12 protein-coding genes are annotated in these 12,376 nt (G+C 74.0%); 4 read left to right on the top strand and 8 right to left on the bottom strand.

Annotated features, from left to right (window positions below; all coding sequences use genetic code 11):
* Positions 1–190: 190 nt before the first annotated feature.
* Together ACIF8S_RS21970 and ACIF8S_RS21965 are read left to right on the top strand one after the other, a co-directional pair.
* Positions 191–949, top strand: coding sequence for an SDR family NAD(P)-dependent oxidoreductase (locus ACIF8S_RS21970; protein WP_400001051.1), 759 nt, complete (start codon positions 191–193; stop codon positions 947–949).
* A gap of 86 nt (positions 950–1,035) precedes the next feature.
* Positions 1,036–1,545, top strand: coding sequence for a DinB family protein (locus ACIF8S_RS21965; RefSeq protein WP_349796245.1), 510 nt, complete (start codon positions 1,036–1,038; stop codon positions 1,543–1,545).
* A 93-nt stretch (positions 1,546–1,638) separates the two neighbouring features.
* On the opposite strand, the gene ACIF8S_RS21960 is transcribed toward ACIF8S_RS21965, so the two are convergent.
* Positions 1,639–3,012 (bottom strand): APC family permease, encoded by a 1,374-nt coding sequence (locus ACIF8S_RS21960; RefSeq protein ID WP_400001049.1) that lies wholly within the window; start codon positions 3,010–3,012, stop codon positions 1,639–1,641.
* A 99-nt stretch (positions 3,013–3,111) separates the two neighbouring features.
* Positions 3,112–5,637 carry a SpoIIE family protein phosphatase gene (locus ACIF8S_RS21955; protein WP_400001047.1) on the bottom strand — a complete coding sequence of 842 codons (2,526 nt, stop codon included), beginning with the start codon at positions 5,635–5,637 and terminating at the stop codon, positions 3,112–3,114.
* 221 nt (positions 5,638–5,858) lie between these two features.
* On the opposite strand from ACIF8S_RS21955, the gene ACIF8S_RS21950 reads away from it, so the two are divergent.
* Entirely contained in the window at positions 5,859–6,350 is a 492-nt protein-coding gene (locus ACIF8S_RS21950; protein WP_400001046.1) for a hemerythrin domain-containing protein, read from the top strand.
* Positions 6,351–6,435: 85 nt separating this feature from the next.
* Here ACIF8S_RS21950 and ACIF8S_RS21945 read toward each other — a convergent pair whose 3' ends face one another.
* From ACIF8S_RS21945 to ACIF8S_RS21935, 3 genes are all read right to left on the bottom strand, one after another.
* Complete coding sequence (locus ACIF8S_RS21945) at positions 6,436–6,909, bottom strand: SRPBCC family protein (RefSeq protein ID WP_400001044.1); 474 nt, start codon at positions 6,907–6,909, stop codon at positions 6,436–6,438.
* A gap of 162 nt (positions 6,910–7,071) precedes the next feature.
* Positions 7,072–7,893 (bottom strand): nucleotidyltransferase domain-containing protein, encoded by an 822-nt coding sequence (locus tag ACIF8S_RS21940; protein WP_400001042.1) that lies wholly within the window; start codon positions 7,891–7,893, stop codon positions 7,072–7,074.
* A 169-nt stretch (positions 7,894–8,062) separates the two neighbouring features.
* On the bottom strand, positions 8,063–8,962 hold the full coding sequence (locus tag ACIF8S_RS21935; protein ID WP_400001040.1) for a helix-turn-helix transcriptional regulator: 900 nt from the start codon (positions 8,960–8,962) through the stop codon (positions 8,063–8,065).
* Positions 8,963–9,163: 201 nt separating this feature from the next.
* Here ACIF8S_RS21935 and ACIF8S_RS21930 point away from each other — a divergent pair, with 201 nt between their 5' ends.
* Complete coding sequence (locus tag ACIF8S_RS21930; RefSeq protein ID WP_400001038.1) at positions 9,164–10,024, top strand: SDR family NAD(P)-dependent oxidoreductase; 861 nt, start codon at positions 9,164–9,166, stop codon at positions 10,022–10,024.
* Between the two features lie 186 nt (positions 10,025–10,210).
* On the opposite strand, the gene ACIF8S_RS21925 is transcribed toward ACIF8S_RS21930, so the two are convergent.
* The 3 genes from ACIF8S_RS21925 to ACIF8S_RS21915 form a co-directional block, all read right to left on the bottom strand.
* Complete coding sequence (locus tag ACIF8S_RS21925) at positions 10,211–10,837, bottom strand: histidine phosphatase family protein (RefSeq protein ID WP_400001037.1); 627 nt, start codon at positions 10,835–10,837, stop codon at positions 10,211–10,213.
* Positions 10,838–10,874: 37 nt separating this feature from the next.
* Positions 10,875–11,036: a hypothetical protein gene (locus ACIF8S_RS21920; RefSeq protein WP_400001035.1), complete on the bottom strand. Its 162-nt coding sequence runs from the start codon at positions 11,034–11,036 to the stop codon at positions 10,875–10,877.
* 168 nt (positions 11,037–11,204) lie between these two features.
* Positions 11,205–12,323: a hypothetical protein gene (locus ACIF8S_RS21915; protein WP_400001034.1), complete on the bottom strand. Its 1,119-nt coding sequence runs from the start codon at positions 12,321–12,323 to the stop codon at positions 11,205–11,207.
* Positions 12,324–12,376 lie beyond the last annotated feature (53 nt).

The raw sequence follows: 12,376 nt of genomic DNA, 5'->3' as shown, positions 1-12,376 counted from the left end.
CCGGATCAACGAGGCGAGCGCCCGGCGCTCCCTGTCGAGGCGGTGCCCGGGACCTGTGTCCGGAACGACGGCAGGATCGGGCAAGAGGCCGGGAGGATCGTTGTTTCCGCCGGACCGGCGACGCGCTTGCCTTGAGGTGTCACATTCCGCACGGGGCCTTCGGGCCCGGGGCACACCCAGGGAGCACGCCATGAAGGTAGCCGTCGTCACGGGCGCCAGTTCCGGCATCGGCCGGAGCGCCGCCGTACACATCGCCGGGCGGGGATCCGGTGTCGTCCTGACCTACAGCGCCAACGAGCGGGGCGCCAAGGAGACCGTCCGGGAGATCGAGCAGGCGGGCGGCACCGCGGTGGCGCTGCGTCTGGACGTCGCCGACACGGCGGGCTTCCCCGCGTTCCGGGACGCCGTGGCCGACGTCCTGCGGGAGACGTTCCGGCGGGACTCGTTCGACCAGCTGGTCAACAACGCGGGCTTCGCGGGCATGGCGATGATCGAGGAGACCACCGAGCAGGGGTTCGACCGGCTCACCGACGGCCTGTTCAAAGGCCCGTTCTTCCTCACCCAGACCCTGCTGCCGCTGCTGGCCGACGGCGGTGCCGTCGTCAACGTCACCAGCAACTCCGCCCTCCCCCACGTGACCGCGCCGGGCTACTCGGTCTACGCGTCCCTCAAGGGCGCCGTGGTGGTCCTCACCCGGTACATGGCGAAGGAGTTCAGCGTCCGCGGCATCCGCGTCAACTCCGTCGCCCCCGGCGCCACGCGCACCCGTTTCGCCGACGACGCCTTCGCCCGGAACCCGGAGATCGCCGACGAGATGGCGAAGTCCTTCGCGCTCGGGCGGATCGGCGAGCCCGACGACATCGGCGGGGTCGTCGCGATGCTGGTCTCCAAGGACGGACGCTGGATCACCGGCCAGAACATCGAGGTCTCCGGCGGCCACAACCTCTGACCGCCGCACCCGCCCCGGGGAGGGAGGACGCGGGCGGCCATACTCGTACCCCACCGGCCCACCGACGAGTACGAGGAGCGCGGACAGTGACGAGCGACAGCCGCCCGGGACCGCCCACTTCGGGGAGCGAACGCGACATGCTGCGCGCGTACCTCGAATACCACCGGGCGACGCTCGCCATGAAGTGCGAGGGACTCACCGACGAGGAGCTGCGGCAGCGGTCGATGCCGCCGTCCACGCTGTCGCTGCTCGGTCTGGTGCGGCACATGGCGGAGGTGGAGCGGGCCTGGTTCCGCCGGGTCTTCCAGGACAACGACGCGCCCATGGTGTGGTCGGACACGATCGACTTCCAGGCCGCGTACGACGCCGACGCCTCGACCCGGGAGGAGGCGTTCACGGCGTGGGAGGCGGAGGTGGAGAACTCCCGCCGCGTGGAGCGGGAGGCACCCTCCCTGGACGGGACCGGACACCAGCCGCGGTGGGGCGAGGACGTGTCGCTGCGCATGGTGATGCTGCACGTCCTGCTGGAGTACGGCCGCCACAACGGCCACGCCGACTTCCTGCGCGAGGGGATCGACGGGACCGTGGGCGCCTGACTCCTGCCGTCGGCGGGACGGCCAGCGCGGGCCCATGGCCGGCGGTCTCCCGGCCGGCCGGTGGGTCGGTGGGCCGGTGGGCCGGTGGGCGTGTCAGCCGGCGTCCGGCGCCTCCTGGGCCGCCCGCTTGGAGCGGCGCGCGGCGCTGATCGCGGCGAGCACCGTGCCGACCGCCACGATCGCCAGACCGCGCAGCCACACCGCGGCCTCGATCTGCGTGGCGAGCACGACGCAGGACGCGATGCCCAGGACCGGCAGGACCACCGGGGTCCGGAAGTGGTCGGTCTCCCCCGGGTCGCGACGCAGCACCAGCACCGCGGTGTTGACCATGAGGAAGACGATGAGCAGCAGCAGAACCAGGGTGGACGCGAGGGTGGCGACGCTGCCGGTGAGGGCGAGGAGCATCGCCAGGACGGTGGTGACCGCGATGGCGGCCCACGGCGTGCGGCGGCCCGGCAGCACCTTGGTCAGCGCGCCGGGCAGCAGCCCGTCCTTCGCCATGCCGTAGGCCAGGCGGGAGGACATGATGCCGGTGAGCAGCGCGCCGTTGGCGACGGCGACGAGCGCGATGGCGCTGAACAGGCGCGTCGGGACGCCGCCCGCCTCCCGCACGACCTCCAGCAGCGGGCCGCTGGAGGCGGCCAGCCGGTCGGTCGGTACGGCCGCGGACGCGGCCAGGCCGACCAGCACGTACACGGCTCCGGCGGTGGCCAGCGCGCCGAACAGGGCGCGCGGGTAGGAGCGCCGGGGGTTGCGGGTCTCCTCGGCGACGTTCACCGAGGTCTCGAAGCCGACGAAGGAGTAGTACGCCAGCACGGAGCCGCTCAGCACGGCGGCCGCCGCGCCCTTCTCCGGCGTGCCGAGCTGGGTGAGCCGGCCCGGGTCGCCGTCGCCGCGCAGCAGCAGCCAGGCGCCGAGGACGACGATGACGACCAGTCCGCCCACCTCGACGACGGTGGCGACGACGTTGGCGCGGGTCGACTCCTTGATGCCGCGCGCGTTGACCAGCGCGAGCAGGCCGAGGAAGACGACGGCGACGAGCGCCACGGGCAGGGTCACGAAGGCCGACAGGTAGTCGCCGCCGAAGCCGCGCGCGAGGGCCGCGACGGAGACGATGCCGGCGGCCAGCATGCAGAACCCCGCGACGAAACCGGCGAACGGCCCGAAGGCGCGGGTCGCGTAGTGGGAGGCGCCGCCCGCCCGGGGATACTTCGTCGCCAGCTCGGCGTAGGAGGCGGCGGTGAGCATCGCGAGCAGCAGCGCGACGACCAGCGGCACCCACACCGCTCCCCCGGAGTCGGCCGCGACCTGCCCGACCAGGACGTACACACCGGCGCCCAGCACGTCACCCAGGATGAAGAAGTACAGCAGCGGGGTCGTCAGCGCGCGTTTGAGGGCCGTCGGCTCCTGTGCCGCTCCCTGTGCGTGCGCGCTCGTCCCTGCCTGGTCACCGACTCGTCTTGCCATGACGCCACGTATGTCCCGTCCCGGCGATTGCACGCTCGTCGACCCGCCGGGACGGGGATGGGCCACGTCACACCGCTCGTCCGGCCGGGCGAGACCGTGTCAGGCCGCCTCCGGTCGCACGGGGGCCGAGGTGACCTCAACGGGTGTCCCGCGGGGAGCGGTCCGCACCGGTCCGGTGCGGGCAGCGGAACGGGGGTAGTCCAGTTCGGCCCAGACGACCTTGCCGTCCGGGGCGGGGCGCGATCCCCACCTGCGGGACAGCTTGGCGACGAGGAACAGGCCGCGGCCTCCCTCGTCCGTGACGTGCGCGCGGCGCGGGTGCGGGGTGAGCGTGCTGCCGCCGTCGGCGACCTCGACGGTCAGCACCTGGTCGCGCAGGAGCCGCAGTCCGACCGGTCCCGGCCCGTCCCCGTGGCGCAGGGCGTTGGTGACCAGTTCGCTGACGAGCAGTTCCGTGGCCTCGGCGAGGCCGTCCAGGCCCCACTCCCCCAGCTGGCGTGCGGCGAGGCCGCGGGCGGTACGGACGGCCCGCGGGTCGCCGTCCAGGGTCCAGGAGGCCTCCCGGCACGGCCCGAGGGCGCGCGTACGGGCGAGGAGGAGGGTGACGTCGTCGCGGGGGTCCCGGTCCGCCAGGGGCCGGGTCGCCGCGTCGCACAGGTCCTCCAGGGAGCTGCCGGGCCGGGCGAGGGCGCCGGCCAGCCGGTCCATGCCCGCGTCGAGGTCGTGCGCTCGGGTCTCGATCAGGCCGTCGGTGTACAGGGCGAGGACGCTGCCCTCGGGCAGGTCCACCTCGACGGCCTCGAAGGGGTCGCCGAGGCCGACGCCGAGGGGCGCTCCGGCGGGGAGGCCGAGGTAGTCGACGTGCCCCTGGGGGTCGACGACCGCGGGCGGGGGGTGGCCTGCGGAGGCGAGGGTGCACCGGAGGGTGGCGGGGTCGTAGACGGCGTACAGGCAGGTGGCGCCGGCCACCGCGGGGACCTGTTCCGGCAGGTCGCAGTCCTCCTCGCCCAGCCGCTGCACCGTGTCGTCGAGGTGGGCCAGCAGTTGGTCCGGGGGCAGTTCCAGGCCGGCGAGGGTGCGGACGGCGGTGCGGAGGCGGCCCATGGTGGCGGCGGCGTGCAGGCCGTGCCCGACCACGTCGCCGACGACGAGCGCCACCCGGGCACCGGAGAGCGGGATCACGTCGAACCAGTCGCCGCCGACGGAGTGGTCCACGTCCGCGGGCAGGTAGCGCGACGCCACGTCGACGGCCGTGCCGCCGGCCGGGCACCTGGGGAGCAGGGTGCGCTGCAGGGCGAGGGCGGCGTTGTGCTTGCGCGTGTACCGGCGGGCGTTGTCCAGGGACTGCGCCGCGCGGCCGACGAGTTCCTCCGCCAGCAGCAGGTCGGTCTCGTCGAACGGCTCGGACTCGCGCGTGCGGACGAACAGGGCCACGCCGAGCAGGGCGCGCCGGGCGCGGATGGGCACGGCCATGATCGAGTGCATGCCGTTCTCGCGGACCCGGCGGGCCAGCGCGGGCACCTCGTCGACCCACGGGCTCGACGCGCTGTCGCGGACCTGTTCGAGCTGCGCGCGCCCGGCACGCAGCACGCCGGCCAGCGGTGACACCGGCGGTACGTGCACCAGCTCGCCGCGCATCCACGGTGACTCGGGCACGCCCCGGTGGATCGAGGCGAGGCCCGCGCGGCGCAGGCCGGGCAGGGTGCGGCCGGTCGCGCCGACGGGGACCGGTGGCCCCTGGCCGAAGGACAGCGACTGCTCCAGGTCGACGGCGACGTAGTCGGCGAGCAACGGCACGGCGACGTCGGCGAGTTCCTGGCTGGCCTGCATCACGTCGAGGGTGCTGCCCAGCCGTGCGCCGATCCGCCCGAGGACGGCGAGACGCTCCCGCGTCCGCCGGTGCCGTACGACGTCCGTGCTGAGGACGCACACGCCGAGCGCCCGCCCGTCGGCGCCCTGCAGGCACTGGAACGACACGGCGAAGAGGTGTTCCCGGCCGGAGCCCGTCGGCAGCCAGGTGCGGTACTCGTGGACCTTGGTCGTGTCGCTGTGCAGCGCCTGCCGCATCACGGCTTCGAGCACGTCGGCCTCGGGCCCCGGCCGTACGTCGCTCACCCGGCGCCCGAGCCGCCGCCCCGCGGGGATGCCGTCGTGGTCCTCCACCGTGTCGTTCGCCCAGAGGCAGCGGAGTTCCGGGTCCCGGACGACGACGCCGACGGGGTCCCCGGCGATACGGGCCGGCCCCACGGCCGCGCCCCTCGGGCCGTCGGGCAGCGTGGCGGTGTCGGCCAGGGACACCAGCCGTCGCACCGCTCCCCGCGGCCCGTGCACCGGGGAGAGGCGCAGGGTGACGTCGAGGAGACGGCCGTCCAGATGGCGTGCTCCGGCCGTGCCCGGCCGGCTGTCGCCCGCCCCGCCCGCGTCCGCGTCGCCGGGAGTGTCCCGCCCGCCGGCGAGGCCGGGAAAGACCAGGCCGGCGGCCCGGCCCACGGCGTCACCCGGGGAGAGTCCGGTGAGCCGGCGGGCCGCCTGGGTCCATCCGGTCACCGTCCCGTCGTCGTCGAGTAGGGCCAGCGCGGTGTCGGAGTTGTCGGCACTGCTCATCGGCTTGTCCAGAGTCACCATGGTCGGTCCGGCTTCGGTCGTGGAAGGTTGGCGTCCGCCCCTTTGCAGAGGGATGACCGTCCGGACGGCGGCCGTGTGACAGGGCGGGGATCTCCAGGCGGCCGGCATGTCGGTGGCCGCGGCAGACTCCGGGGGCCCCCGGGAAATCGGGAGTAGTCATCGCGGCGGAACTGGGCATTCGGTAGTCGCCGAATCCGCTCACATGTAAGGAGTGCAGTCCCATGCCCGAGACATCGGACGTCGTCGAGCTGATCCTTCGAGACCACCGGCGCATGGAGGACCTGTTCCGCCTGATGCGCAGCGTCGAGGACGACCGGGGCGCCGCGCTGCGTGAGTTCTCGGATCTGCTGATCGCGCACGCGCTGGCCGAGGAGTCCAAGGTGTACCCCGCGCTGAAGCGGTACAAGAACATCGACGACGACGAGGTCGAGCACGGCGAGGACGAGCACGACGAGGGCAACAAGGCGCTGCTGGAGCTGCTCCAGGTGGAGGAGATCGGCGGCGACGAGTGGGACGAGAAGCTCGAGGAACTCGTCGAGGCCGTCACGCACCACGCCGACGAGGAGGAGCGCACGATCCTCAACGGCGCCCGGGAGAACGTGCCGATGGAGCGGCGTGAGGAGCTGGGCGCGGCGTTCTGGGAGGAGCGGGAGCGCCTGCTGAAGGCGGGCTGCGGCTCCCTCGACAACGTCCGCAAGATCGTCGAGTCCTGACCGCTGCCCGTTCCACGGCACGCGAGAAGGCCGGCCCTCCCGGGAACGGGGGGCCGGCCTTTCGGTGCGTGGCCGTCCGCCGGTGTCAGTGGCCGGCGGCCGGGTCCTCCGGACGGATGCGGCCGTGCCAGCCCCCGGAGCTGCCCCCGCCCTCGACGTAGTCCTTGAAGCGGTGCAGATCCCCCTTGACCCGCCGGTCGATCAGGCCGAGGGCGTCCGCGCCCTTCTCCGCCATGCCGGTGGGCTCGACGTCCATGGTGAGCTCCACCCGGGTGCGGGTGTCGTCCAGCGGCTCGAAGCGGACCGAGCCACGCTGCTGCGTCTCGCCCCCGATGGTCCGCCAGGTGACCCGGTCGTCGACGAGCTGGTCCACGATCTCCGTGTCGAACTCGCGCTTCACCCCACCGATCTTCGTGGTCCAGTGGTTGTGGCGGTCGTCGAGCTGCGTCACCTGCTCGACGCCCTCCATGAAGCGCGGGAAGTCCTCGAACTGCGTCCACTGGTCGTAGGCCCGGCGGACGGGGACGTTGACGTCGACCGTCTCCTTGACCGTGCTCATGGGTCCCTCCTGGATTCTCTGTGCGAAGGGCCGGCGTGCCGGGCACGTCGGCCTCCTGTTCGGATCGTCCGGGACGGCGGGTACCCGGCGGACGCGACCTCAAAGATCCCGATCGCGGCCGGTTCCCGGATGCGCGTCAACACCCCTGCCTGCAGGGCAGTTTCACCCCTCGGGGAGGGTGTCCAGGACCTCGGCTGCCAGCCGTTCCGCGTCGTCGACCGCCGCCGACAGACGGTCCGGAGCCGTGTCGAGCGTGCCGAACAGGCCGTGGGCGCGGGGCGAGAAGCCGGCCGGGGCGGCGGGAAGCCCGCCCGCCGCCCGGACGGCGTCCTTGTCGTTGAGCACCCAGGTCCCGGCCGCGGCGTACAGGGCGTGGACGAGGAGTCCGACCGCGCGGTGGAGGCAGCCCGCGACATGGAAGGCGTCGCCCCGGGGCACTCCCTTGCGGGCGGCGGTCAGGATGAACGGCACCTCCCAGCGCGCCTGACCGATCAGCGCGTCACGCAGCGGCCGGGGGTACGAGGAGCGGATCCGGGCGCGCAGGGCGGTCAGTTCGCCGGTGGGGTCGGTGAGGACGCGACCGAGGGCCACCTCCCCGGCGTACGTGTGGGAGGAGAAGCCGAACGGGTGGCCGGCCTGGACACCCACCTCGACGTGTCCGTCCCCGCACTGCTCCCAAACCCGGCGCACGCGGTCCAGGTCACGGTAGATCCAGTCGACGTGTGTCCCGTCGACGGTGAGCCAGCCGCCGCCGTCCACCCACGGCCCCCAGCCGCCCGGCTCGGTCACCTCCACCGGGGCCCCGGTGAGCTCGGCGGCCAGCCGGCGCAGCGCCGTCGTGTCCAGCGGAGGGCGGTAGTAGAGGCCGAGGTCGACGTCCGAGTCGGGGCGGTGCGTGCCACGGGCGCGACTGCCGCCGAGGGCGACCGCGACGACGCCGTCGACGGCCTGCAACCGGTGTGCGATGCGGGAGATCTCGTCCATCGGCACGAGTGTGCCGAACGGGAAGCCCCGCGGCGACCGCGTTTCCCTCACGGCGTGAGAGCGGGACGTGAGGCCGAGGCTCCCACAGCGGCACGGTGGCCGTCGGTCAGCTCTGCCACAGCGCGGCGACCGTGGCCGCCACCCTTGCCGACGCGCCCCGAAGGCCGGTTCAGGGCCGGCCCGTACGTCCCTCGCCCCGGATGTCCGAGTCGGCGGCCGGGCCCGTGAGGGTCCAGCTCGCGAGCAGGTCGAGGGCCCGCTTCGACGGCGAGCCCTCCTCGCAGGTGTAGACGAACAGGGTGGTGTCGGGGTCGCCCGGCAGGGCGAGGGTCTCGTACTCGACGGTCAGGTCACCGACGAGCGGGTGACGCAGCCGCTTGGAGCCGTGGGTGCGCTGGTGCACCCGGTGCTGCTCCCACCACCGGTCGAACTCGGCGCTGCGCTCCCGCAGTTCCCCGATCAGTTCGGTGGTCGCCCGGTCCAGGGGGTCGCGGCCCACTTCGAGGCGCAGGCTCTCCACGGCCGTGCGGGCCTGGTCCTCCCAGTCGACGAACAGTTCCCGGGCCGCCTCGTCGAGGAACATCCAGCGCGCGTAGTTGCGCTCGGTCCGGGGCTTGCGGTCGAAGTCGGCGAAGAGGGCGCGGGCCATGCGGTTGGCGGCCAGGATGTCCGTCCGCCGGCCCAGGACCAGAGCGGGCTCGCCGTCGAGTGCGTCGATCAGCTGGTGCAGGCCCGGGCGCAGGCGCTGTACGGCGGCCGGGCGCCGGGGGCCGCGCGTGGCGGCCGAGGTGATGCCGAAGAGGTCCTGGAGGTGGGCCTTGCCGGCCGCGTCGAGGTCCAGGGCTCGCCCCAGGGCCTCGACCACGGCGGGCGAGGGGGTGATGCGCCGGCCCTGCTCCAGGCGGGTGTAGTAGTCGGTGGACACCCCGGCGAGCAGCGCGACCTCCTCACGGCGCAGGCCGGGCACACGGCGGACCCGGTTGTCCGGGGGGAGACCGGCCCGCGAGGGGTCGACCTGCGCGCGCGCCCGTCGCAGGAAGTCGGCCAGTTCACGGTTCGTCTCAGCCACGCCCTCCAGTGTGGCGCAGCCCGGACGCCGTCACCTGGCCCTCCGAGTCCTAGGTTGCCGCGTCAGCGGTCTCGCGGGGCCCTCCTTGGGCCCCCACGGCGTGCTTTCACCGACCACGCTGGAGGCACCGGTCCCGAAGGGGTTCTCGGGACGGCGATCCCCCCCGGTACACCCGGCACACCGATGCGAGGAATGAGAATCATGACCTACCCGACCGACCGACCCGCCGTCTGGTTCGTCACCGGCACCTCCCGCGGCCTGGGACTCGACCTGGTCAGGCAACTGCTGGAGCGCGGTGACGCGGTCACGGCGACGACCCGGTCCACCGGCCGGCTGCTGGCGGCCCTCGGCGACGACGTGGACACCGCCCGGCTGCTGCCCCTCACCGTCGACCTGCGGGACGAGGAGCAAGTGGCGGCCGCCGTACGGAAGACCACGGAACACTTCGGCGGCCTGGACGTGGTCGTCAACAACGCGGGCTACGGCTATCTCGGCGCCGTCGAGGAGACCGGCGACCAGGACGTGCGCGACATGCTGGACGTGCAGGTCGTCGGCGTGTGGAACGTGCTGCGCGCGGCCCTGCCGGTGCTCCGCGCCCAGCGGTCGGGCCACGTCGTCAACGTCTCGTCCGTCCTGGGCCTGACGGCCGTGCCCGGCTGGGCCCTGTACTGCGCGGGCAAGTTCGCCCTGGAGGGGCTCAGCGAGGCCCTCGCCGCGGAGGTCGCCGACTTCGGCATCGACGTCACCGTCGTCGAACCGGGCTACTTCCGCACGGATTTCCTCACCCGCGATTCCCTGGCCCTGCCCGGGACCACCACCGACCACTACCCCGCCGTCCGGGAAATGGTCGCCCAGCACCTGGAGTTGCAGGGCAAGCAACTCGGTGACCCCGTGAAGGGCGCCGCCGCCGTCATCGACCGCGTCGTCACCGGCGAGGGCCCGCTGCGGCAGCTGCTGGGCAGTGACGCGCACGCCTACGCCACCGCCAAGGTGCGGGCGCTGACGGCCAACCTGGACGCCACCGCCGCCACCGCGCCCGCGACGGACCACCCCGCCGCCTGATCCGCGCCCCAGGAATGGGCGGGTCCACCGACCGGCGGGCCCGCCCCCACGCGAGGTTCCGGCGGAACAGGGCTGCCTGCTCCTCGTCGGCGGCCGGCCCGGACAGCGCCGGTGTGCCGGCCCGGCCCGGTGTGACGGTGTCGACACGCCGTCTGACGCCGGGCCGTCCCGCTCATGCGGGCGAGGTCAGACGCGCGACTCGGGCGGGAAGCCCGTCCAGCGCAGTTCGGCGGGCAGATGGCTCATGTCGTTGGCGACGAGCACCGACGGGGCGCGGCCGGGTGCGTAACGGATCACCGTCAGCGCGGCGTTGCAGTGGTTGAGGCCGAGCCAGCGCCACTTCGGCGCCCGCATGGCGTCGCGGACCAGCCAGGCGACCAGGAAGTTGTGGGTGACGACCAGTTCGTGGCGGTCCTCGTCACCGGCCACCGGCCCGGTGAACCGGTCCACCGCCTCACGGGCGAGCAGCGGCCCCCGCTCCCGTTCCTCGGCGGTGGCGCCGTCGAGGAAGCGGAGGTAGTGATCGGCCGCGTCGGCGGGCAGTTCCTCCCTGCCGGGCACGTACGGCACGTAGTCGCCCGCGGCTTCCGAGACCTGCGGGGGCAGGTCGTGCGACTGGCCGGCGATCAGCTGGGCCGTCTGGTCCGCGCGAGCGAGCGGGCCGTGGTGCACGGCGGCGAGGGGGACGTCACGGAGGCGCCGGCCGAGCAGCGTTGCCTGTCGGCGGCCACGCTCCGTCAGCCCGCTGCCGTCCGGCAGGGCTTCGCCGTGCCGGACCAGGTAGAGGTGCCGGGCGGCCGTGCTGGTCGTCATATCGCTGTCCCCCGTGGTGCGTCGGCGCTCCTGCGCCTCAGGGGACGTGGTCGGGGGCGGGTGCGGTTCCGTCGCCGGGCGGTCCGTCGCCGTACGTGGTCGAGGGCGGCTCCTTCAGGCCCGTCTCCAGCCGGTAGTGCACGGTGACGTCACCGTAGTCCACACCGGGTTCGACCGTCTCCGGCAGGTGGGTACGCACGCTGCGGCTGACCGATGCGCGCGCACCGGAGCCCGGGAAGCGTACGGCGGTGCGGGGGGCGTCCTCGAAGCGGAGGCGGTCGGAGCGGACCGTGGCCCGGAAGGCGATGTCGGGGGCGGTGCGCGCCGAAGGCCCACTCCCCCGCCTCCGCTCCCGCGCGTCGGCCGTTCAGGGCGGCTCTTCGGACTCCTCGACGGCGCGGCGGCGGGCGGGCCTCGGCGGCAGCTTGCCGTCCTCGCCGCGCACCCTGCGTTTGCGGGTGCCGCTCTCGGCCGCGGTCCGCTTCTTCGCGGCCGACCTGGTCGCCCTGCGTGGGGGCGCTTCGGCGGCTTCCTGGCCCGCCGCACCCGTGACGGCCTGCCCCGCTCCGGCGCCGGCCTCCCCGACCGAGCGTCCGACCTCACCCCCCGCCTCCCGCACGACCTGCCCGGCACCCCGACCGGCGTCCCGCGCGACCGCGCCGACGTCACCTCCGGCGCCCTCGACGACCTTCCCGGCCCCCTGTCCGACGTCCTCGACGACCTCCCCGGCACCCTCCCCGACGTCCCGTACGGCACCGCCGGCACCCTCCCCGACGTCCCGTACGGCACCGCCGGCACCCTGGCCGACCTCCTCGACTGCGCCTCCCGCGCCACGTCCCACGTCCCGCACGGCGCCACCGGCGCCCCGGCCGACCTCCTCCACGGCACCTCCGGCACCACGCCCGACGTCCCGCACCGCGCCGCCGGCACCACGGCCGACGTCCTGAACGGCCTGCCCGGCCCCCGCGCCCACCGCCCCGACGGCTTCACGCGCCCCACCGCCGACGTCCCGCACGGCGGAGCCCACCCCGCGGGTCAGGTCGCGCAGGAGCTCCGGGTTGCGGTCCAGCGTGGTCAGCACCCGGTTGATGATCAGGGCGACGTTGTCGAGACGGACCTTCAGCTGGGCCTGTGCCTCCACCCCGGAGATCCCCAGATGCACCCGGCCGAGGGACACGTCCGCGCCGACGTTCAGCCGCAGCAGGTCGAGCACCTCGGCCTGCAGGGACACATGGGCGCGCAGATCCTCGACGTCCAGGTCGATCTCGTCGACCTTCAGCAGCGGCACGTCCAGGTAGACGTCCGTGTCCGTCCGGTCGGCGGGCACGCGGGCGGCGGGCCCGTCCTCCACGTCGTCGGCGTCGGGCTCGACGTCGTAGGCGTCCGGCTCCGCGTCGTACGCGTCCGGCTCCACGTCGGGTTCGTCCGTGTCGTACGGCTCGCCCTCCTCGATCGCCGCCGCCTCGTTCTCGGCGCTGTCGCCCATCACCGCACCTCCCGGTTGCCGGCCCCCCTGGTTCCATCTTGCTGCGGGCGGCG

Origin of the sequence: Streptomyces sp. NPDC085937 (assembly GCF_044540535.1) — a bacterium.
Classification (GTDB): Bacteria; Actinomycetota; Actinomycetes; order Streptomycetales; family Streptomycetaceae; genus Streptomyces.
This window is presented reverse-complemented; position numbering and strand designations above follow the sequence as displayed.